General features: G+C 44.8%; 20 protein-coding genes. 9 read left to right on the plus strand and 11 right to left on the minus strand.

The annotated features are described in order from the left end of the window. Nucleotides 1-138: 138 nt before the first annotated feature. Together AB6D80_RS14040 and AB6D80_RS14045 are read right to left on the minus strand one after the other, a co-directional pair. A complete protein-coding gene (locus AB6D80_RS14040) occupies nucleotides 139-1,509 on the minus strand; it encodes an L-serine ammonia-lyase (RefSeq protein ID WP_371996687.1) in 1,371 nt (456 codons plus the stop codon). A 26-nt stretch (nucleotides 1,510-1,535) separates the two neighbouring features. Next, the gene (locus tag AB6D80_RS14045; RefSeq protein ID WP_371996686.1) at nucleotides 1,536-3,077 is read right to left on the minus strand and encodes a sodium:solute symporter family transporter; all 1,542 of its coding nucleotides are present in this window, start codon (nucleotides 3,075-3,077) and stop codon (nucleotides 1,536-1,538) included. 348 nt (nucleotides 3,078-3,425) lie between these two features. On the opposite strand from AB6D80_RS14045, the gene AB6D80_RS14050 reads away from it, so the two are divergent. The 4 genes from AB6D80_RS14050 (at nucleotide 3,426) to AB6D80_RS14065 (ending at nucleotide 8,392) form a co-directional block, all read left to right on the plus strand. Beyond that, a complete protein-coding gene (locus AB6D80_RS14050) occupies nucleotides 3,426-4,721 on the plus strand; it encodes an MFS transporter (protein WP_004736371.1) in 1,296 nt (431 codons plus the stop codon). A gap of 145 nt (nucleotides 4,722-4,866) precedes the next feature. Next, entirely contained in the window at nucleotides 4,867-5,883 is a 1,017-nt protein-coding gene (locus AB6D80_RS14055) for a nuclear transport factor 2 family protein (RefSeq protein WP_004736372.1), read from the plus strand. A 199-nt stretch (nucleotides 5,884-6,082) separates the two neighbouring features. Beyond that, nucleotides 6,083-7,168, plus strand: a complete 1,086-nt coding sequence (locus tag AB6D80_RS14060) for a porin (protein ID WP_372188834.1) — start codon at nucleotides 6,083-6,085, stop codon at nucleotides 7,166-7,168. 198 nt (nucleotides 7,169-7,366) lie between these two features. Then, nucleotides 7,367-8,392 carry a LacI family DNA-binding transcriptional regulator gene (locus AB6D80_RS14065; protein WP_048614684.1) on the plus strand — a complete coding sequence of 342 codons (1,026 nt, stop codon included), beginning with the start codon at nucleotides 7,367-7,369 and terminating at the stop codon, nucleotides 8,390-8,392. A 68-nt stretch (nucleotides 8,393-8,460) separates the two neighbouring features. On the opposite strand, the gene AB6D80_RS14070 is transcribed toward AB6D80_RS14065, so the two are convergent. Further along, the gene (locus tag AB6D80_RS14070) at nucleotides 8,461-9,954 is read right to left on the minus strand and encodes an arylsulfatase (protein ID WP_372188836.1); all 1,494 of its coding nucleotides are present in this window, start codon (nucleotides 9,952-9,954) and stop codon (nucleotides 8,461-8,463) included. A gap of 9 nt (nucleotides 9,955-9,963) precedes the next feature. Further along, nucleotides 9,964-10,353: a DUF4345 domain-containing protein gene (locus AB6D80_RS14075; RefSeq protein WP_372188838.1), complete on the minus strand. Its 390-nt coding sequence runs from the start codon at nucleotides 10,351-10,353 to the stop codon at nucleotides 9,964-9,966. 139 nt (nucleotides 10,354-10,492) lie between these two features. On the opposite strand from AB6D80_RS14075, the gene AB6D80_RS14080 reads away from it, so the two are divergent. Continuing rightward, complete coding sequence (locus tag AB6D80_RS14080; RefSeq protein WP_372188840.1) at nucleotides 10,493-11,260, plus strand: hypothetical protein; 768 nt, start codon at nucleotides 10,493-10,495, stop codon at nucleotides 11,258-11,260. Nucleotides 11,261-11,637: 377 nt separating this feature from the next. Beyond that, nucleotides 11,638-12,222, plus strand: a complete 585-nt coding sequence (locus tag AB6D80_RS14085; RefSeq protein ID WP_372188842.1) for a hypothetical protein — start codon at nucleotides 11,638-11,640, stop codon at nucleotides 12,220-12,222. 60 nt (nucleotides 12,223-12,282) lie between these two features. On the opposite strand, the gene AB6D80_RS14090 is transcribed toward AB6D80_RS14085, so the two are convergent. The 6 genes from AB6D80_RS14090 to AB6D80_RS14115 all read right to left on the minus strand — a co-directional run bounded on the left by AB6D80_RS14090 (nucleotide 12,283) and on the right by AB6D80_RS14115 (nucleotide 17,054). Further along, nucleotides 12,283-12,684 carry a globin gene (locus AB6D80_RS14090; RefSeq protein ID WP_102249544.1) on the minus strand — a complete coding sequence of 134 codons (402 nt, stop codon included), beginning with the start codon at nucleotides 12,682-12,684 and terminating at the stop codon, nucleotides 12,283-12,285. A gap of 113 nt (nucleotides 12,685-12,797) precedes the next feature. Then, nucleotides 12,798-13,178, minus strand: a complete 381-nt coding sequence (locus tag AB6D80_RS14095; protein WP_009847216.1) for a VOC family protein — start codon at nucleotides 13,176-13,178, stop codon at nucleotides 12,798-12,800. A gap of 154 nt (nucleotides 13,179-13,332) precedes the next feature. Continuing rightward, entirely contained in the window at nucleotides 13,333-13,773 is a 441-nt protein-coding gene (gene soxR, locus AB6D80_RS14100; RefSeq protein WP_009847217.1) for a redox-sensitive transcriptional activator SoxR, read from the minus strand. A 164-nt stretch (nucleotides 13,774-13,937) separates the two neighbouring features. Further along, on the minus strand, nucleotides 13,938-14,459 hold the full coding sequence (locus AB6D80_RS14105) for an NADPH-dependent FMN reductase (protein WP_372188843.1): 522 nt from the start codon (nucleotides 14,457-14,459) through the stop codon (nucleotides 13,938-13,940). A gap of 248 nt (nucleotides 14,460-14,707) precedes the next feature. Then, nucleotides 14,708-16,270, minus strand: coding sequence for a glutamate synthase-related protein (locus AB6D80_RS14110; RefSeq protein ID WP_372188845.1), 1,563 nt, complete (start codon nucleotides 16,268-16,270; stop codon nucleotides 14,708-14,710). A 226-nt stretch (nucleotides 16,271-16,496) separates the two neighbouring features. Then, on the minus strand, nucleotides 16,497-17,054 hold the full coding sequence (locus AB6D80_RS14115) for a DUF1439 domain-containing protein (protein ID WP_102249522.1): 558 nt from the start codon (nucleotides 17,052-17,054) through the stop codon (nucleotides 16,497-16,499). Between the two features lie 286 nt (nucleotides 17,055-17,340). Here AB6D80_RS14115 and AB6D80_RS14120 point away from each other — a divergent pair, with 286 nt between their 5' ends. Continuing rightward, nucleotides 17,341-18,684, plus strand: a complete 1,344-nt coding sequence (locus AB6D80_RS14120; protein ID WP_372188846.1) for a sigma-54 interaction domain-containing protein — start codon at nucleotides 17,341-17,343, stop codon at nucleotides 18,682-18,684. A 133-nt stretch (nucleotides 18,685-18,817) separates the two neighbouring features. On the opposite strand, the gene AB6D80_RS14125 is transcribed toward AB6D80_RS14120, so the two are convergent. After that, nucleotides 18,818-20,608, minus strand: coding sequence for a hypothetical protein (locus tag AB6D80_RS14125; protein WP_372188848.1), 1,791 nt, complete (start codon nucleotides 20,606-20,608; stop codon nucleotides 18,818-18,820). A 402-nt stretch (nucleotides 20,609-21,010) separates the two neighbouring features. Here AB6D80_RS14125 and AB6D80_RS14130 point away from each other — a divergent pair, with 402 nt between their 5' ends. Next, complete coding sequence (locus AB6D80_RS14130) at nucleotides 21,011-21,397, plus strand: thiol-disulfide oxidoreductase DCC family protein (RefSeq protein ID WP_372032040.1); 387 nt, start codon at nucleotides 21,011-21,013, stop codon at nucleotides 21,395-21,397. Between the two features lie 222 nt (nucleotides 21,398-21,619). Further along, nucleotides 21,620-22,939 (plus strand): ABC1 kinase family protein, encoded by a 1,320-nt coding sequence (locus AB6D80_RS14135; RefSeq protein WP_372188851.1) that lies wholly within the window; start codon nucleotides 21,620-21,622, stop codon nucleotides 22,937-22,939. The last annotated feature ends 48 nt before the right edge of the window (nucleotides 22,940-22,987 follow it).

Consider the following 22,987-nt stretch of genomic DNA (forward strand, 5'->3'; position numbering starts at 1 on the left):
CCATATCACTTACTACCGTTTTTGTTTTAAGTTCCCGCTAATCCGCGATGAACCAAATAAAAGCCCAGCTCCCTAGATTTCTAAAACTTAGGGGCTGGGCTTTGTTATTTTGAAACAGATATCGTTTATTTACGCTTGCTATTCACAAGGGTGAGCTAAATGAATCAGCGCCAAACCACCTAGAGACGTTTCACGATACTTCTTATTCATGTCTTTACCCGTCTGATACATAGTAGCGATAACCTTATCCAATGAAATCAGGCTTTTGCTGTTACGTTTGAGTGCCATTCGTGAAGCATTAATCGCCTTCATGGAACCCATCGCATTTCGTTCAATACATGGCACTTGTACCAAGCCACCAATCGGATCACACGTCATACCGAGTGAATGCTCCATCGCAATCTCTGCTGCAATACAAATCTGCTCGTTGCTGCCGCCGCGTAGTGCCGTTAAACCCGCTGCCGCCATAGAAGACGATACGCCCACTTCACCTTGGCACCCTACTTCCGCACCAGAAATAGAAGCGTTGGTTTTGTACAAAATACCAATCGCACCCGATACGGCTAAGAAGTCTTTTAACTGCTTAGTATTCAACTCTTTAATGAAGCGATGGTAATACATCAATACGGCTGGAATAACGCCCGCGGCACCATTAGTTGGTGATGTCACCACTTGGCCACCAGCCGCATTTTCTTCACTCACCGCAAAGGCGAACAAGTTAATCCAATCCATGATTTCCATTGGATCGTTTTCAACGGCCGCATTCGCTTCAAGCTTCTTCAACAAGTTCGGCGCACGGCGAGTGACATTCAAACCTCCATCAAGAATGCCTTCGGTTTCAAATCCGCGTTCCATGCAGCGAGTCATTACTCGCCAGATTTGATCGGCCTTTTCTGAAATAACATCATCGCCTTGGAAAGCCGCTTCGTTTTTCAGAATCATGCCACCCAAGCTCATGCCGCTGTCTTCTGCTTTTCTCAGCATTTCATCGGCATTTTTGAATGGAAACGGGACTTCTACTGCTTGGGTTTGAGTGCCATTTTGCAGTTCATCCGCGGTTGCGATAAAACCGCCGCCAATCGAATAGTAAGTTTCATCAACAATTACGCTTCCACTTTGGTCAAACGCAGTAATCATCATGCCATTTTCATGTAGAGGCAGATTGTCTTCGTGGAACAACATGTCGGTTTCGTAGTTGAAACCAATGGTGTGATGGCCACTCAGCTGCATTTCACCACTATCGATAGCAAGACGCATCGCTTCATTAGCGCTGGTGATCTTAATCGTGTCTGGCTTATTTCCAAGTAAACCCAAGATGGTTGCTCTGTCGGTGTGGTGACCTATGCCAGTCAATGACAAAGAACCGTATAAATCCACCTGAACACGCGTCACATCTGCGATTCTATCAGCGATTAATTGTGTGAAATGAAAACCCGCAATCATTGGGCCGTTGGTGTGAGAGCTCGATGGCCCAACACCAATTTTGTAGATATCAAAGATCGATAACATAGATATACCAGTAAAAAATCGGTCAATTAAGAAAGAGCGGCATAAAGCCAATCAGGAATAACAGTACAAGAAGCAATCGTCACAACAGCGAACACCAACAAGCCGTAATGACTCGCGGTAGGCTTTGCAAACAAATGCTTTTGCTTGGCTATAAATTCATTTTGTTGCTCGGTTACTTCTCCCCAGAAACGACTCACAACAACACCTAACACTAAGAAAACCACAGTGCCAATCAAGGCAAACCAAGGCCAAGAGATGCCACTGTATTTAGCAATGAACACCACAGCTACGCTGCCAATACTGCCTGCAATCACCCCTTTCTCATTCGCTTGTTTGAAGAACAAACCCAGGATGAAAGAGCCAAGACGAATACCGACAAAAATGGACGTCAGGCTCGCAATCGTCTTAAGCACAGATTCGTTAGAAACCGCCAACAAAGCAGGTACTACAACTGAAGCCGCAGCAACCAAGCTCATCTTTCTTGCCACCGATTCATAATGTGCATCGGAAGCTTTCTTACGGAAAAAGCGCTTATAGAAATCGAACGTTGCGACTGTCGCCATTGAGTTATAAGTAGAATCCAGTGTCGACATAGCCGCTGCCGATAGTGCGGAAATCACCAAACCAACAATGATTGGGTTGGTATGGTTAAACACAAAATCGAGAATTACTTCGTTGCTGTTTTCAAAGCTTTGCTCTTGATAAAAGACACTCAATAGAACGCCCATTACCGAGAAAAACAGATAAATAAAGAACGCGCCGTAACCACAAAGCAGCATGGATTTTTGTGCTGTCTTCACGTTCTTCGTTGCCAATGTTCTTTGAATAATCAGTTGGTTAGTACCATACACACTCAAGTGTAAGAAGCTCACTGCCACTACGCCTGCCCACAATGTGGTATCAACACCCAAGTCAAAATCAAGGTTGATGATATTCAGATGTTCGGGAGACAACACCTCCCCTGCATCAATCTTCATCAGCAATAAAGCAAAGATCGCAATGCTGCCGATGATCAGCACCGCCGACTGCAACATGTCTGTCCATATGACAGTCGAGATACCGCCCGCATAGGTATACAAAGCGGTAAATAAGCTGATGTAGATGATTGCCTCGGAGATACTCACCGGCAACACTTGCACCAAGATCAGTGCAACTGCATACAAAATTACCCCAGCCGAAATACACTGAACCACAATAAACACGATAGAGTTGATCGTGCGAGCAACAACGCCAAAGCGGTGCTCTAGGTATTCATAAATCGAAGTCAGGCCGAGTTTGTAAAACACCGGGACAAAGAAAACCACAGCGAAAAAGATCACTATTGGGTAATTCAAATGGACGCTCATCGCTTCCATGCCTGAGCTATAAACCCAGCCCGGCATGCCCACGAACGTCATCGCACTGATGTAGGTTGCAAGAATCGACACACCTGCCGTAAACCAACCAAATTGTTTTCCGCCCGTTGAGAAATCGCCACCAACGCTATAACGCTTATTCACTAAGTAACTGATAAATAGAGTAGTTAGTACATAAAGAGCAATAACCACAAAACTTGAGTACGTAACCATTTTTAGATTCCGTTTATTATATTTCGCAATTCATTCGCCGCTAATAGTACTCAAAAATGTATATTTTCCCTCAAAAACCCACAATAAGTGTGAGTATTGTCACTAAGATAGATGATTAAACACTCTAAATGGCCAAAAAGTCCCAAAACAACGATCTAATGAGATCAAGATCACTAAAATGCACAAAATGGGTACGCACTCATTTTAAAATTGACTTTGATCACGGATCTAATAACCACAAAAATTCTATTATCTCTCCCGAAACGAAGACGGTGTAGTGAACATCAATAACCACTGCACAATAATCAAAACTAAAAACACCCTATAAAAAATAAAGGTTTATCGGTCATGACTACTAAAAAACACATGAGCGAAGTTCCTATGATTCAAAGGGTAGCTGCTTATCTAGCAATTCTAGTTGGCTACTTTTTCTATTGTTATAACTTTGTAATTATTGACTACGTACGCCCCTACATCGTTGATGCGTATGATGGTATTAACTTGGCGGATACCGCTCAGTTCTATACATGGCAGTCGGTTGGTGCACTTATTGGTGCTCTGAGCTGTGCATGGGTGGCATCAAACTTTGGTAAGAAATCGACTCTTATTGTCATCACTGCACTGAACGGTGGCGCAACCATCATCAACATGATGTTTACTGACTACGCGATGTGGGCAGCAATGCGTTTCATCATCGGTATTTCTTTAGGTGGTTACTTCACGGTAGCGGTAAGCCTGATGATCGGCCTATTTACACCAACGGTTCGCGGTAAGTTAACCGCATTCGCTTCTTCTATGTTCTCGGTTGCTCTGATGGCAATGGGTGCGTACGCAGCGTTCATTTCTAGCGTTGATGCACCTTGGCAGAGCCTAATGTGGGTGGGTGGTATTCCTCCTCTAGTTGCTGCAGCACTGATGATCTTCATCCTGCCTAGCGACAAGAAAGTGATCGCTTACGGTGAAGAAGATCAAGCCGCGGCTGAAGCATCGAATAAACCAGCGAAGAAAGGTTCTTGGGGTGAAATGCTTAGCGCGCCTTACCGCAAGCTAACCATTACTTGTCTACTACTGGCTGGCCTTAACTTCTATGGCTACCAATTCTTCTCTGGCTTCGTGACAACGTACCTGAAAGAAGTTCGCCAATTTGACGGTTCAACTATCGGCATCATCTTCTCTATCTCAGCATTCGGTTCTCTATTCGGTGCTTGGGTATGGGGTGCAATCGCCGACAAATACGGCCGTAAAGTGAACGCGTTTGGTTTCATCCTTGCGGGTGTCATGGCTTCAGTCTTCTTCGTAGCACCAAGCGACGTGATGATCGGCAGCCTAAACATGCTGGCTATCCTAGGCCTTATCTACAACTTCGGTCTGTCTGCTTCTGCGGTATGGGGTGGCTACTTCTCTGAGTTGTTCCCAGCTCACCTACGTAGCTTCGGTGCAGCTCTGTTCCACGGTGGTCGTATCATCGGCATGTGGGCACCAATGGTGTTGGTATTCATCCAAGAGCGCAGCGACCTTGCAACGGCAATGTGGGGCTCGCCAATCGTATGGATTCTAGCGGGTCTACTGTGGCTATCTCTACCAGAAACATTGAAAGGCGGCATTTTCGACAAGAGCAAAAAAGCGGAAACAGCAAAAGCTTAATCCCCTTTAGTTGAAACCCTCTAGAAGTTGAAGACCTCTAAAGACACGAAATAAACATCAATCCGGCTGAGAAGTCAGCCGGTAACAAAATCCAAATCGAGTCCTGTTCCGAATGTTGGCTCGACAACAAAAAAGAGAATTTACTATGTCTAAATATCAAGAAGCTAAACGCATTGTTCGCGATTACTTTGACGCTATCGAAAACGCAACACACGAGAACGTTGCTGAAGTTTTAAAAGCGCACACGTCTGAAGATTACTTGTGGCGCGGTGTTTACCCATTCCGCGAGCAAGAAGGCGCACAAGCAGCGGCTGACGTATTCTGGGCGCCAATGATGAAGTCAATGACTCGCATGCAGCGTCGTCAAGATATCTTCATCGGTGGTAACAACGAAGTTAACCCAGATGAGATTTGGGTAATGAGCATGGGTCACTTCATGGGTCTATTCGACGCTGAATACCTAGGCATGCGCCCTACTGGCAAGATCATGAACGTTCGCTACGCAGAGTTTAACTGTGTGGTTGACGGCAAAATCACTAAGACAGGCCTGTTCCTAGACCTTCTAGGCATGATGGATCAAGCGGGTTGCTACCCACTTCCACCATCAACTGGTAAGCACTTCGTTTACCCTGGCCCACGTAACCACGATGGTCTGCTATTCGAAGATGCGGCTCCAGAAGAAGGCGTTGCGACTCTTGCTCTAGTAAACAAAATGGTTGATGACCTGTCTGCTCTTAACGATAGCGGCGCGATGGGTTGCCCACCAGAAGTACTAGCGAAGAGCTGGTCAAAAGACATGATTTGGTACGGTCCATGTGGTATCGGCGCGTCTTACACAATTCCTCGCTACCAACAGCAACACCAACTTCCTTTCCGTAACAACCTGAAAGACAAGAAGTTCAACGGTCACGTTTGTCGTTTCGCTGAAGGTAACTTCTCTTGTTTCTTCGGTTGGCCAAACCTATCAAACACACCAACAGGTGGCTTCCTAGGTATGACTGGCGGCGAAGTACGCGCAAACATGCAAGTGGTTGACGTGTACTACCGTGACGGCGACAAACTGTCTGAGAACTGGGTTCTTATCGACCTTCCTTACTGGCTACAACAGCAAGGTCTGGACGTGTTCGAACGTACTTCATCTATCATGAACCCTACGCTGTAACCATGTCCTATTGCCTACCTAGTCCTTACCTACGCTAGGCAGGCATGACTGCCGAGGGCTCCTTCTCGCCCTCGGCAACTTGCTCCACCCAAGATAACCAACTTGTGCCTCACGGATGGGCACACCCTGCCAAACCATTACCTATATAACGGGCTTGAAAGCACGGTGGCTTTCTGCGGCCTGAATAAAGAGAACAACAATGAACAAGTCGATACTTTCTGCAGTGATCCTGACGGCACTTACATCAGGTTCAGCTTTTGCTGCACACACTTTTACCAATGACGCGGGCGATAGCCTTACTTTAGACGGTCGTTTCGACGTTCGTTACCAAGACAAAGGTGGCGATCATAATGGCGAATGGAACAGCGGTAGTTCTCGTTTCGGCCTTAAAGGTCAAATGGGACTAGACAACGATTGGACTGGCTTTGGCCATGCCGAATGGGGTTATAACTCGGGCGCTAACGGCGATAACATTTACGACCGACTTCTATACGCAGGCGTAGAGCACGAGAAATACGGCAAGATCGCAGCAGGTACTAAGCAGTGGTCTACCTTCTACGATGTGGCTTGGTTTACCGATATGGGTCGTGTGTTTGGTTCACGTGGTTCTGGTTACTACAACCTATCTGACTGGGGTATTGCATCTGGTACAGGTCGAGCAGAAAACTCCATTACTTACCGTAACTCAATCAACGACCAAGTAAGCTACGGCTTCACTTACCAAACGACACGTGAAGAAGTGGCACTAGCGAGTAATGCGACAGCTTCATTGAAAAACGGTATGGGCGCGTCAATCACTTACAAACCGGTTGATGGTGTAACACTTGGTGCAGCTTACCACCAAAATGAAGTTGCAGACCTAGACTCAGGCGTGGTTGGCGTAGAAAATGGCGACAACATGCGCATCATGCTATTAGGTGCGAACTACAGCAACGGTGGCTTCTACGCAAGTGCCACTTTCCATGTTGGCGAAAACTGGGAAGCTGTAAGCCAAGGCGGTACGGATGTAATGTTCGATACCCTAGGTGGTGAAATCTACACGTACTACCACTTCGACAATGGCCTACGCCCTACGTTGAACTACAACTACATGGAAGATCGTGATGACCAAACAGATGGCTATGAGCGTAACCTGCTTATTCCTGGTGTTGAATACCACTTCCAGAAGAACAAATTCCTAGTTTGGACTGAGTACCAATTCGACCTAGGTAAAGATCAGCTCGTTGGCAATAAATTCGAAAACAGAGACGACCAATTCGCTGCAGGTATTCGTTACTACTTCTAACGCCCAGTTAGTCGATTCATAAATTCTTTAAACAAAGCTCTGCTATTTAACGCAGAGCTTTTTTGGGTCATACCCAGAATAATATTCAACACTCTCTATTAACCCTTATTTTCATTCAATCATGGCATATTGTATTTTTGAGTACGTACCTAATTATGTTACTCTATGCACAATCAATTTGGTTCAAAAGTATGGTCTATGAGCTCTCCAAAACACTCCACGGCGTCAAAGCCAACCGTCACCTCTAAAGATGTCGCTAAACTTGCTGGCGTTTCTCAATCAACTGTATCTCGTGTATTTGTCCCGGGCAGTTCAGTGTCTGAAAAGACCAAGCAAAAAGTGTTCGATGCAGCAAAATCGTTGAATTATCGTCCCAATGCCTTTGCCCGCAGTCTGACGACAAATGAGTCCAAATTGATTGGCTTAGTTTTCCCAGATGCCGACTACCCTATCCACATGAAAACTCTGCAGCTTATCTCTACTGAGCTACAAAAGCAGGGTTACTCTGCGGTATTGATTCCTTGGCAAGTTGATGGAAACGACAACCACTCGATTCCTAATATCTTCCAATACCGAGTTGATGGCGTAATTGCTGCTTCCGCGACCTTTAATAAGTCGCTTTATGAAGAGTGTGAAGAGTTCGACATCCCTATCGTCCAGTTTGCACGTGTTGTTGAAGGGACTAAGAGTAGCCATGTGGTGAGCGACAATTACGCCGCTGGCCAAGTCGCCGCTCAGCATTTACATAGCGTAGGAACAAAGTCAGCGGTTTACCTGACAGGTAACGTGCCAACCTACACCAACGGCGAGCGCGAATCGGGCTTTTGCTCAGAATTCGAAGATCTAACAGGCAAGCAAGCTCGTGTTATTGAAGCTGACTATGACTACCTTGATGCTCTAGATACCATTCGGACTCTGTTTTCAGAACCCACACATCCTCAAGCGATTTTCTGTGCGACAGATAACCTCGCGATGGCAGTAATGGATGTGGCGCGCTTAGAATTTAACCTGCGTATTCCAGAAGATCTTCAAGTGATTGGTTTTGATGATATCCCACAGACTCAATGGTTGAACTACCAACTCACTACCTTCAAGCAAGATTTCAGACGCCTTGCACGTGAATCAGTGAAAATTGTCGTTAGCCAGATTCAAGAGCAAGACACGAGCTTGGTTAAGCTGATGGTGCCAGTGAAGTTCATTGAACGAAAAACGACGCTAAAATAGAACCAACGTTAAGACGCTTTCAAACAAAAATCCCGCTCAGTGTGAGCGGGATTTTTTATGATATCTAACTAGTTACCTACACCACCGGTCTTCTCTGCCGGAGAATCAGGCGTTACTGGAGGCCACTCTTGGAAGGTTGCTAGATGTTGTTGGACAGCAGCTTGTGCCGGGCCAAATGCCCACATTTTTTGTCCCATCCATTTTAGGTACATGCCCGACTCTTCCGCCGCTCGCTCGTATGGGTCACGACGTAAGTTAAACAATAATGGTGCATTTAGCTCCTCTTTCGGACCACTCCAGCCATGATTTTGGACCACAAAGTGCGCCTTCCAATCACCAACACGAACCGCTTGCAGCTTGTCTCGTTCGTAGTAGTAGATCTCTTTACGGTTTGACTCGCCTTTCTCAGTCAGCATATCCACTTGGTTGTAACCATCAAGGTGCGCTTTAAAGCCATCGTGACCTTTCAGCAGTTTTTCTTTTAGATCCGTTGGACCACCAGCCGCAGCGACAAGAGTGGGTAACCAATCCATACCATCAAAGATGCCATTGCCTACAGTACCCGCTGGGATTTTACCCGGCCAGCTAACCAGTGCAGGGGCTCTTACGCCACCTTCCCAAGTTGTGCCTTTCTCACCGTGATAAGGTGTCATACCGCCATCTGGCCAAGTCATGATCTCAGGGCCGTTATCGGCAGTGAATATGATGATGGTGTTGTCGGCAATACCGAGTTCTTCCATTTTGGCCATCATTTCACCAACATGGTCATCAAGATCTTTCATGACCACTTCTTGAAGTCCCCAACCGTTTTGGCCAAGCATAGCTTCGTATTCAGGTGACAGGTGCGTCCAAACGTGACCACGTGATGGACAGTACCAAGTGAAGAATGGCTTATCCGCTTCAACCGCCCTTTCGATGAAGTTGATCGCGTGTTTATTTACTTCATCGTCGAGTGTACGCATTCGCTCGATCGACAATGCACCATCGTCTTCAATCGTTTGACCACCTTTACCGTCTGATCTTGCATAAATAACATTACGAGGTGCAAACGCATCCAAAGATCCATCTTTTGGCCAATCTGGATCTTCTGTGTATTCCATTGCATTCAAGTGATACAACCAACCCCAATACTCATCAAAACCGTGCATTGTCGGTAAGAATTCATCTCTATCACCAAGGTGGTTTTTGCCAAACTGCCCCGTGACATAACCCATGGTTTTAAGGATTTCAGGAAGCGTTGGCGTGTCGGCACTTAAACCAACTGGGCCACCCGGTAACCCAACTGAGTGCATGCCTGTTCGAACAGGGAGTTGACCCGTTAAGAATGCAGAACGACCCGCCGTACAAGAAGGTTGAGCATAGTAATCCGTTAATAGCATGCCCTTTTCAGCAATACTATCGATGTTCGGTGTTTCGCTGCTCATCACACCATTGTGATAAGCACTCAGGTTTGATATTCCAATATCATCCGTGAAGATAACAAAAATATTCGGTTGCTCTTGTGCTGACCATGCTGATAGCGAAAAGCTACTCATCACAACAAGGTGGAAAATCCTTTTCATAGAATGTCCTTATACTGTTTCAGATTGCTCTTTGTGAACCATTTTTATTCCTACCAAACCAAAGCCAAGCTCCAATAGTAGATAGACGACAAGTAGCCAGTGAGGCATGCCATCTATCAACAAACTAATGACTCGGCCGGCAGCCAAACCCAACATGAAGACCACCAAACTGTAGAGTGCTGGCAGTCGGTATTTCTTTAGTAACGCCCCTACTATCCAAAACAGAGCCAACGCTAAGTACAACCCCATCACAGCACGAAAGATATGAGTGACATTAATAGGGCTAGCATCAATTCCGAAAAGATAATCAAGGGAGACAACGGGGGCATAACCGTACGACAACGCAATCGGTGTTAAACCCAAAACAGCAACGAACAAAAAAATGCTTTGTTGCTTCATATCCTTACTCTTTCAATTTGGCTCTTTTCAAAAAACATAGTCTACAATCAGCAATATACAAGTTGCATATGTGAAAAATGGATAGTTAAAACACACATTCACATTCGTGCTATTTCACATCGAAGATAAGGATATCAATATGGCTAAATGGCATTACCTACTCGCATCAGCATTGGCTGCCAGCTCAACCGTAAATGCTCAGGAAGCAAGCACACAAACGGATACAAAAAAGTGGCAACATAGCTTCGAAATTTACGCACTCGCACTCAACATCCGCGGAGACAGCACCATTGGTGATTTGTCTACAGATGTCGATGTTGATCCAGCGTTCATCATGGATCATTTGGATATGGGAGCAATGCTTCGACTAGAGGGGGTCTATAGCAACCAGTGGGGTTATTACGTTGACTACAGCTACATGAAACTGAGCGGAAAATCAGATTCAATCATCGGTAACGCAGGCATTCTTAATGGCAAGCTTGAGATCAGACAAGGCGTTTTAGAAGCAAAAGGCTTTAAACGCTACCAATACGACATTGGTACCATTGATTATATGGTTGGATTACGCTGGTGGGATAACGATATTGATTCCAAACTCTACACAAACAGCGGGACAACCCTGAATTCAAGATCTTTAGAAGAAGATTGGATTGATTATCTGATAGGCGTTCGTTGGACCAAGGAGCTCAACAAAAATTGGACTGTGCATACAAGCTTAGATATGGGCCTTGGAAGCGATACCGACTTTACCTCATCTCTGTTAACTGGCGCTCGATACCAGATAAACAGTTGGTCTGACTTAAACATCGCATACAAATCCACTTGGGTTGATTACGAAAATAAAGGTACCTTTGAATACGATACCGCATCGCAAGGGTTCCTGATTGGTTGGGCTGCTCACTTTTAATCCGATTATCGTAACGTGTTAGAACCTCGGCCAATCCAATGCCAACCCAACATTGGTCATTTGGATTTAATTTCAATTAAAACGTAAGCCTCGAATGATTCTTATCTCTGGTGATGACCTCCGTCGCCAGAGGTTTTTCTGCGTGAAACATACACCGCCCTCCCTCATAGAAAACCCATTAAATCATAGACTAACTCTCGCACACCGCGCATTTGATCCATCTAAAAAATTGTAATTTTAGATCATGGAAATACAGGCTTATGTTTTGAGATATTTAATCTTCATTTAATCTTACCATCGCCCATTCGAACAGTGTTTTTTATTTTGAAAATGCCGCTAAAATCCTCTCCCGAAATTTACAAACCAGAGTAAAAACAATGAAAAAATTAGTCTTAGCGGCTCTTACGATTGCCTCAGTTACGGGGATCGCATCAACTTCAGCTTTCGCATCAAACGAAATGTACACATTAGGTGGTGTAGGTATGGATAGCGGTGACGTTGGCGCTCAATTCACGTTAGGTAGCCAGATCGTTCAAAGCAATTGGTATATTGAATCGACGTTACTTGTTATCAGCACTGACGATAAGTCTACTAGCTATAATGGTGACAAGGTGCTTCAAACAGAGCAAGAGTTCGATTCTTTAATGCTTTCATTAACACCTATGTATAAGCACAGCTTCAGCGAAAACTTTGCTGTTTATGGTAAGGCGGGCGCGTTTTACGCACACTCAGATACCAAATTGGTGTTCCGATCTAGCGATAATAATGAAGTCCACAAAGGGTCCCATGGTGATTTTGGCTTAACTTACGGCATCGGCGCAGAATACAAGTCACTAAAACCAGTTTTCGGCCACTCCAAGTTTGTGACTCGAGCTGGATTTGATTGGTATGAGTTCGGCGGAAGTACTGTTTGGTATACCGCTGAGTCGGTACTGAGTATCCAAGCAGGCTTTACCTTTTAATTGAGTCGATAAAAAAGTAAGCCTCTTGTTGTGTGGGGCTTACTTTGTACATTTTTTGATTCAGACTACACACTCTTTCTTCATGATAGCAAGTCCTGTTTCCAAGGTATGTGCCCAAGCTTGTTCGACATTTTCATCATAAAGTGGATCGTATTTTTTAACCGTATTGAGCAAGGAATTAAACCACTCGTTGAGCTCTTGCTCAGAAATATCCATGCCTAAATCTTTATGTCGCTTCCCAAGCTTTCTCACCGAGTTTCGTACGCTCGGCAGACCTGCAGAGTTATAGATAAGGATGATTGAAGCTTTAAGCATCTTGGTTTGTTGCTCTAACCCTATGTTTTCAAATCGCTCTGAAAACCTAGGGTTGTGTTCGCAGAAGTCCGCCAAAAATGTTTCTAGAAATTCTTCATCGATCCTGCAACGCTCAAAGCTTTCATAAAACAGTTCATTAGGTGTCATTTTGTTGGTTCTTCGCATTCGCCAGCGATCCTTAACAGTCCATGTCATCTAAGTATAAGCCATTATGGTATAAGCCATTATGGTATAAGCCATTATGGTATAAGCATACGCCACTATGGCATAAAGTGAGTTGCACAGATCTTGTTTCCATCAGGATCTCGCAAATAAGCCATGTACAAGCGACGCTCGTCAGAACCTCTCGCTCCGGGGCCATTTTCAATACTGGTACCGCCATTTTCGACGCCAACACGATGCCACTCATCTACAACTTCTGGGGAGGATGCAAGAAAACCCACCGTCATACCGTTGCCGTGAGTCGCAGGCTGACCATCAATCGGCTTCGTTAAACCCAACACACCCGTTTGGCTAACGTAAACACAGCGCCCTTTGGGATCAACAGAACCTTCGCTATAACCAAGCACTTTCATGATTGGGTCATAAAAAGCCTTCGCGCGTTCAATATCTTTGGTACCGAGAAAAACATGGCTGAACATAACTAACCTCTTCTTTTATTGAAAGAACCACATAAACTAGACCTATAATTCGTGATTGTCTAGGCACGCTATTCGGCCACAACTGTTGCTTAACCCATTGAGCAAAAGCTAAAACTTAGCCCGTTGCTCCATGTCTTTCAGGAACTCAGTTAGTCTAATCAACAATGCGTTGTGCGCCCTGTCCTTGGTCATGCAGAATATCTTCAGGGTTCAACAATTGGCATTTCTGCATACTCAAACACCCGCAACCAATACAACCAGTTAGGTTTTCTTGTAGCGATTTAATCTGCGCCATCTTGCTGTCCAGTTGCCCCTGCCATTTCTTCGCAACGCGTTCCCAATCTCGCTTAGTCGCGGTATGGTTCATTGGCAGTGTTGATAACTCTTCGGTGATCTCTTCGAGCGTGAAGCCTATCGACTGCGCGACTTGTATCAACGCAATTCGTCTCAACATCGCCGACTGATACCGGCGTTGATTTCCGTTAGTACGAATCGAAGCAATCAACCCTTTGGTTTCGTAAAAACGTAAGGCCGAAGGAGCCACGCCACTGCGCTCTGCCAACTGGCCTATGGTGAGGTATACGATGTTTCTCATTGTTACACTATCCTTGAGATCATAAATATTTAAAGCTTACTTTAACTTTAGAATAACGACCTATTGTTACCTTAACCAGTTAATGTCCTTAAACTTTGACAACGGGCGCAATGAAAAGAAACCACGCAAATTGCTGCTTTGTTTTATTGTCGTGTTCTCGCTCTCTAAATCTGACTCATGATCGATTTCAAGTTCTCTACTATTTCGGCATTGATGATCTCACCCGTTTCTACATTAAAGTTGTCGTAGAAACTCGGCACCGACATCGAACCCTTCACATCTGCGTCAAAGTAAGGTGCCGAATTTACCGCAGACGACAACACAGAGCTTGCGCCGCCTGGGCCTGGTGATGTGGAGAGCATAACAACAGGTTTGCCTTGATACACTTTCATGTCGATTCGTGATGTCCAATCAAACACATTCTTAAAGGCTGCGGTGTATGAACCGTTGTATTCTGCAAACGAAATGACGACAGCATCTGCTTCGCCAATCTTGCTAAAAAAGCGCTGCGCGTGCTGGTGAATACCCGACGCCTTTTCTCTGTCTTCACTGTAAATCGGCATTTCAAAATCATTAAGATCAAGCACTTCAACTTGCGCGTTGTTCGCAAGGCTTGCGGTATAAGCCGCCAATTGTTGGTTAATCGATACTTTACTGTTGGTCGCGCCAATCGCTAATACTTTCATTATTTGCCCTCGAATTCGGTTAGAAACATTTCTTTAAAAATGACAAGGTGATACTTGATGTTTTGGGATTAAACAGGATGATAAAACCTCAAGTTAACTTGAGGTAAAGTGATATTTTCAAGAAATATGAAATAATTTAAAAACGCTAATAAAGCAGTGCATTACAGCAGGTGTAATATGGACTGGTATTGCATGGCAAAAATAAGCACACCCAAAAATGCAGTGGGTGTGCTTTATTGAAGTGTTATTTACTTAGATTGATTTAATGGGCTAACGCCCGAATAAGTAACGCCTGACAACTCCGCCATTTCTCGATTCCATGTCGCTAAATCGTGCGAGTTAAACTGATTTAAATGATCATGGCCGCACGCTCTCGCCATCACTTGCATCAATTCATTCGAAGCTTCGAAGAAGTTCTTGAGTTGATTCGACGCTTTCTCGACATTCAAGCGTTGGCGTAAATCGGCTTTTTGAGTCGCGATGCCTGCTGGGCAATTGTTGGTATTACACATTCTCGCCGCCACACAACCAATCGACTGCATGGCACTGTTCGAGATAGCGACACCATCAGCGCCAAGCGCCATCGCTTTTACAAAATCCATCGGAACACGAAGCCCACCAGTAATGATTAAGGTGACTCTGTCACTGACACCTTGCTTGTCTAAATAAGCTCTGGCACGAGCAAGTGCTGGAATGGTGGGAACACTGATATGGTCTCGGAACATTTCAGGCGCAGCGCCTGTGCCACCGCCACGCCCATCTAAGATGATGTAATCAGCACTGGCATCAAGCGCAAACTGAATATCCTCTTCAATATGATTGGCACTCAACTTAAAGCCAATTGGGATCCCGCCTGTCACCTTTCGAACTCTATCGGCGAAATTTTTGAAATCCTCGACGGTTTTTAGATCAACAAAGGTGGGTGGTGAAATCGCGGCGGTGCCCGCTTCAATACCGCGTACCTCGGCTATCTTGCCAATGTTCTTCGCCCCCGGTAGGTGACCGCCTGTTCCGGTTTTAGCACCCTGCCCACCTTTAAAATGGAAGGCTTGGACATTTTTTAGCTTAGCTTCATCGTAACCAAATTGTGCGCTAGCTAATTCATAAAAGTAACGTGAGTTCGCCGCTTGCTCTTCGGGTAACATGCCGCCCTCGCCCGAGCAAATTCCCGTTCCCGCCAGCTCCGCGCCTGTCGCTAAAGAGACTTTCGCTTCTTCAGATAACGACCCAAAACTCATATCAGAAACAAACAAGGAGATGTTCAATTTAAGCGGCTTTTTCGCTTTTGGCCCAATAATCAGCTCAGTACCGACTGGCACATGTTCCAACAGAGGTTTGGTCGCCATTTGAGCAACCATCACTTGAATATCATCCCAATGCGGCAATAGATATCTTGGAACACCCATTGAAGTCATTGGCCCATGGTGACCCACTTTGGATAAGCCATCTCGTGCTAATTGATGAATGAATTCAACCGTTGGCTCTTCTTTGGTTGCCGATGCAGCAGGTGAAAGATCGGGACTCGCCACTTGAATATGAACCTCTGGGCCTTCTTGCCCCACTTGCTCAGCCGTAAACTGTTTATGGGTACCATCACAAAAAGGTAAGTTGTTGGAATACTTACAGCGGCACAGGTAAGCGTCGCCGGTTTCCTCTGCCACGAAACTCTTCGGTTTGAAGCCGGTTCCTGCATGAGAGCCGTCGCAGTAAGGTTGGTTTTTCGATTTACCACAGGTACAGAAGTAATACTCCTCCCCTTCCGTTAACTCCACTTTGACTGGCTTGGTATCCGCTATCACTGGATTCTTCATAGTTCGCTCACCTTTTCTTTCTTATGATTTGATGACTGAAGCGATGACTTGCTCACAAGAGTAAAGTAAAGGTGAGATACGCGGCTAATTCAATAAATGAGCCAGAGAAAACAAGCTGGATAGACAGCCTAAAAACAGAAATCTTGCTGATTCAACACAAACAAAAATGGCCACCAAATCGGCAGCCATTGTGTTTTAAATCTGAGTCTAAGCTAAACGTGAAAGGTTAATCGAATAACTCGATGACCAGCTTATTGTCTTTAATCACAAGATTAGGTTCCGATGACTTAATCAATGACTCTTGCACTTTATTGCTGTCGAGCTTGTAAACTGGAGACTGGGACAAAGCGAAACCAATCATAGAAACGGCAGGCTTAAGTAGTTTGGCAATCTCTGGCGAAAGCTGTTTATCTTTTTCTTCAAAGCGTTCTAAACGCAGTGATTTCAAATAAATCTCGCCGCTCTCTTTGTCGTATTCAGGAATCGCACTGAACTCGATATCCAAGTCCAACCCCATATTCGGCATATTGAACACCTGAACTTTTGCATTGGTGTTCGCTAAAACAGACACACGCTCGGTATCAGCTCTACCAATCTGCACCGCTAAATCATCAACAGCGACTTGCGCATACATAACGTTTTGCACACCGACTTCTTGTTCTAACATCACCGAATCTTGCAGGTAGTTCGTCATTTCTTGTTCAGTCACACTGTAGCTAACACAACCGCCGAGCATCAGCGCAGAAGCTGCTAAAATGAACTTTTTTGCTACGTTAATTATCATCAATATCAGCTCTTTATCGTTAGTGATTAGCGCGGGGTTTACTGTGTGTTCATCAGCAAACAAAAAGTAAAAACACGATATCCGTGAATATATTTACTAATAGCATGAATATCAGTAAGTAAAGCACCAGATTAACTTTCTCGCTTGAAAAAATGCCCACTTGTCAGCTAAACACCGTCAAATTTGTGTACTCGAATTAATTGAATTTTGCTTCTAAGCTTATGGGATATTTAGGGGGCTTACTGGAGGTTTCATCATGGACATCGAAACATGAAGAGTGAGCACAATGCCATCAAAAAGAGTATCACCTGAGCCAATAACTCGTTCTGTGATTTTGTTATGCAACACCGCATGCCTGCACCATAGTCAGTGGGTTGGAGAACTGCGTCTCCATAACTGGGAAGCTCAAGTTGCAGAAACAACCGAACAGGCCATTCACTTACTCGATACACGCAGCGAAAGCTACGCACCAATTGTGGTTTCTTGTCTAACATCATCCTCAATCGACAAACAATGTGAGCAAATATCAGCGTTAAAGGTTCACTCTCCAAGTTTAAAAGCAATCGCTATCTGCAACCAACCACCAAGCCGCAACTTATCGCTCATTAAGCAAACCTTTTGGGATTATTACCACCTGCCTATTGATACAGAATGGCTTTGTCGAAATTTAGGGCATGCGTATGGCATGGTAGACACCAAGCAAACTAAACCTAAGCCTGCCTCGTGCCATGAATGTCAATTGGTAGGGCAATCCAGAACCATCCAACAACTTAAAAAGAAGATAGCCAAGATCGCTAACAACGATTTTCCAGTACTGATTCAAGGGGAAACCGGAACAGGAAAAAGCCTATGTGCGCGTTTAATACATGAGGCCTCAGCCCGCAGTCAAAAACCTTTCATCGCTGTAAATTGTGGCGCAATTCCACAATCCCTGATTCACTCAGAGTTATTTGGCTTTGAAAAAGGGTCGTTCACGGGTGCAAACAAACGCTACGTCGGACACGTGGAAAGAGCGAATGGTGGCACGCTATTTTTGGATGAGATCGGCGACCTTGAACTGTCGCTGCAAACCTACTTACTCCACTTTCTAGAAAATAACTTGATAGAGCGACTCGGCAGTAACAACCAATTGCCCGTAGATTGCCGTGTGATTTTCGCCACCAACGTCAATATCGAACAAGCCGTTGCTGCGGGTAAATTTCGAAAGGATCTCTTTCATCGCATCAATGTACTTCCATTAGACCTAGTACCACTCAATGATCACAAAGAAGACATTGAAGATTTGGTTCGATTTGAACTGAAGCACAATTACGCATCCAAAACCAAACTGCCTAATGACACCCTTGAGCAAATGAAACAGTACCATTGGCCAGGCAATGTCAGAGAATTATTCAACTGCATAAAAAGAGCGATTGTTCTTTCTAACTCAAGCGCCCTCTCTACTCGTCATATGGGGATTCAATTAAAAGACGCGTCGCCCGATACTGAGAGTGACACTCGACTTTCTTCAAAAAATGTTCGTCGAGTGATTCAGCAACACCACTACAATATTTCCCAATCCGCTAAAGCGTTGTCTATTTCTCGGACAACCTTATACAAGCTGATCAAGAAACATCAGATAGTAATTTAAGTCGCCTAACTAGCTAACTAAATAACTAAATAACTAATAACTAATAACTAATAACTAATAACTAATAACTAATAAAGCAGCCTAACAAACTAGGCTGCTTTGGAGTTTAGTTGTACTCAATTAATGAAAGTACTTATGGCTCAGGAACAGTAAATGGACAAACATCACAGGTTGCAATGTTCGATGTTTCCATAAATGCTTGTTGCAAGAACAGCGAGTCAAACGTTGCTGTCACTTGATTAGATAGCATTCCTGCAGTTCCGGTTGGTAACACATTTGGCGCATAAGTTTTACTTACTTGTGTACACACTTGGCCAATCGCATCACCAAAGTTCGGTATCCACTCTCCTTCACCCGTTTTACAAGCAAACAGCTCAGGGTCGGCACTTAATGCACTACACATATTACCAGCACCACATGTGGTCACATCCTCAAGATCATCACAAGGTAAAGCAAAGTCGAGGTAATAACTGCTGTTGACTACTTCAGTAGGTAAATCAGAACGGCTCAAAGAGTCATCCTTAGAATCCACCAGCGATTCAATGGCCAATGGGATATCACCGGTATTACATATTTCAACATCATAGGTTTTCTTAAGCACAACTTGACCGCCATCAACCTCTAAGAAGCTATTACACACCTTAGAAATTTCAACCATCGGGCTCAAGTCTATTGGTGGACAATTGTAGGCCACTGGCGCTTGAGCATTCACGATAAGCCCATCAAGATCCACCGCACCATCTATGACGCCGACGGCACCGTTATTTACAGACAGATAATTCCCCATGATTGCGAATGACTCACCGACACTCCACACTTCATCGCCGTTACCAACCACTGGAAGCGCACCTAAGATTGGTGACTCAGATAAAAAGGCCACTTCGTAGTCACCATTGGTGCCTAACGAACCAGGACCAGTGTTGGTGACCGTCACGGTGTAATCTATGTTGAACATACCATCAACCGTAAAGCTGGTTGTGTTACAAGTCGCCGCTATATTGATGCTACATAAACTGAATGAACCGACAACGAAGTCAGCCAAAGATGCATCAATCGAACGAGAAGCTCGTGACTCCACTAAGAAGCTACTGAAACAAGGAATATCCTCAATACCAAACTCATCATTCAACAGAGCTGACAAGTTTAATCGACCTTCCACAAAGCTTTCTGTCGGAATAGAGGTTGTTTCACCCGTTTTCGCGAGATAGTCCCAACCTTGTACATTGGGTAGAGCAATTGCCCCGATAGAATCATCATTTGAAATCGCACAGATCTTCTCGACACCGACAGCACCACTGCCACATCTTGCACCAACGAAATCATTCGATTTAGGGTCACCGTCCGTTTGGAAAATTCTCGTCATGTTGTCGGTGACATCACCATTATTTAAATCCCACTGCAACACTTCTATATACGGATTACCGCCACTTGCTTGTGGGAATGAAATCAGCACAAGGATGTCTCCATTGATATGCTGTCCAACAAAGTCGCCCTTAGTTTTCCCATCCGGCAATCCTACTTGGTCTTGTAAGAACCAGAAGCCAATGTACATATCACCATTGTTCGCATATCGGTCTGCACCAAAGTAAATTAGCAAATCGCCTTCGCTTTCAAAGGCAGCGGCATACGCATTAGTAAAGTCATCTTTTGGTTGTGGTGACGCGGTACGGAACGCCCAATCTGTAATGTCGGAATCATCTTTTGACCCACCCTTCCAAAAGATTTGGTCGATACCATTACGGTCTTTTTCGAAAAATTCTGCAATCCCAACCATGCTGTTGGGATCATTTACATCGTCCCAATCAATACCACTATTATCACTGGTCGCGTTACCATCGAGTTCCATCACATCAACAGCAGCCCACACCAACTGGGGGCTACTAAACAACAAAAGCGCACTAAGTAAATAATTTATAACCTTCATGTTCTCTCTCCATTTATCCATACTTATGCTTTTAGGGTTTTCTGCCATGCCCAAATTAGAGAAAATCCTTTAGCAATTCGTAGGTTCGATAGAGCATATTCCAAGCCAAGTTCAACTTTTTGAATTGATTGATGTTTATATATTGAAGGCACACCTTTATTGGACGCTTTGTTATCCTTTGTCCATAAACCCGAGATTTGACCAAACAATCAAGGACTTGAAAAGATGAACAAAGTGTCTACGTCAGAGATCTTTAGAGCTTTGATACGAGGGAGAGTGATCTTTAAAAGGTACAATCACGTAGCCATTGCTAGATTATTGAATAACAAGCGATTGAATTAACGGGTGCCGACTTAACGGGTAACTGAAGGTTCAGGTAGTGAAATGATAGGCGAACAGACGATGACACAACTTACGATATTTTACGATGGGACATGTCCATTGTGCGCAAAGGAGATGGCGGCACTTGCCAAGCATGATACCGAGAATAAGATTCAAACCATCGATATCTACAGTGAAGCCTTTTCAGACTACCCTCAGATTGATGCCGACGCAGCCAACACCGTTTTGCATGCACTGGATGAGAATGGAAAACTGCTGCTAGGTTTAGACGTGACCTACCAAGCGTGGCGCTTAGTAGGAAAAGGTTGGCTATACGCCCCTTTACGTTGGGCGATATTCAAGCCAGTGGCCGACTGGTGTTATCTTCGGTTTGCCAAGAACCGATACAAAGTCTCTTTCTGGTTAACCGGAAAGTCGCGCTGCGATGGTAACAGCTGCACAAAATAGCGCTTGGTTAAGACATACCACTCGCGACTTTGTAATACACCACACCAAACAGCGCAGCAAAAACTAAAACGGTAACCGCGACTTTTAACCAAATAAACTTCATGTTTTGTCCTTTAAATTCTGTTTACTGTTTCGCGAGACAAGTTACCACAACAAAACATTCGGTTGGGTAATGATTTATAGAACTTTGTAGTGAGTCTTGATAACTAAGTGAGAACCTTTATGTCGGCAAAAGAAAGAAATCTACCTACCCATCGTATTTCAAGATTCAGTAAGTTCGCGTCTCTCGCCACTCGAGTAGCCGGAAGTGTCATCACTGAAGGCACGAAACAGCTCGCGCAGGGAAACAGACCCAAAGCAAAAGACTTGGTATTAACACCTCAAAACATTGCTCGGCTCACCGATCAACTGGCCCATTTACGCGGGGCGGCGATGAAGCTCGGTCAAATGCTGTCGATGGATGCGGGTGATATTCTTGAACCCGAGTTAGCCAACATTCTCGCTCGCCTGCGTTCAGACGCTGACCCACTGCCAGCCAAACAGCTCAGCCAAGTGTTAGAAAATTCACTCGGAATGAACTGGAAGGCGGAGTTTATCTCCTTCAACTTTAAGCCCATCGCCAGTGCGTCCATCGGTCAGGTTCACCAAGCGTATAGCGACTCTGGAGACAAACTTGCCATAAAAGTCCAATACCCAGGCATTCGAAAAAGCATCGACAGTGATGTAGACAACGTAGGCACATTGCTGAACATCGTTGGTTTGATTCCCAAGTCTGTCGATTACAAAGGCTTGCTAGAAGAGGCAAAAAAACAACTACATGATGAAGCCGACTATGCTCGCGAGGCTGACTATGCGACTCGTTATCACAATGCATTAAAAGAACAATCTCACTTCGTTGTACCTAAAATTCACCCTCAAATGTCTTCAGAATCAGTGCTCGCAATGGACTTCATTGAAGGCGTCTCGATAGAGCAAATAGAAGGTTACGATCAAAGCACCCGTGATTTTGTGATGCACAGCTTGCTCGAGCTTCTGTTCAGAGAGTTATTCGACTTCAAGATGGTGCAAACCGATCCCAACTTCGCCAACTATCTTTACGTTGAAAACACGCGACAGATTGGCTTATTGGATTTCGGTGCCACCCGTGAATACAGTGACCGATTCAGTGATGGTTATCGCATGGCTTTCACTTCTGTAGTTAATCATGATGAGCAGGGGTTAAACAAAGCCCTAGAGCAAATTGGATTTTTTAGCGAGACCATCCTCCCAGACCAACGCCAAGCGATTCTCAACTTAGTGAAAATGGCGTGTGAACCCATGCTTGTCGATGAAGATTACGACTTCAAAGCCAGTGGTTTAGCCCAAAGGCTTCGTGAAGCAGGAACCATACTCAGCATGGAGCAAGAGTATTGGCACACGCCACCAGCCGATGCCCTATTCCTCCACCGAAAAATTGGAGGCATGTACCTGCTGGCATCTCGCCTTGGAGCCAAGGTAAACATCAGGCGCTTGGTGGCGCCCCATTTGCTAAGCGACAGCTGATACTTAACTGATAGCTGATACTGAAGCGATTCTGGTCTCTAAAGTGAT

Origin of the sequence: Vibrio sp. 10N.247.310.17 (assembly GCF_041466605.1) — a bacterium.
Lineage (GTDB): Bacteria > Pseudomonadota > Gammaproteobacteria > Enterobacterales > Vibrionaceae > Vibrio > Vibrio tasmaniensis_A.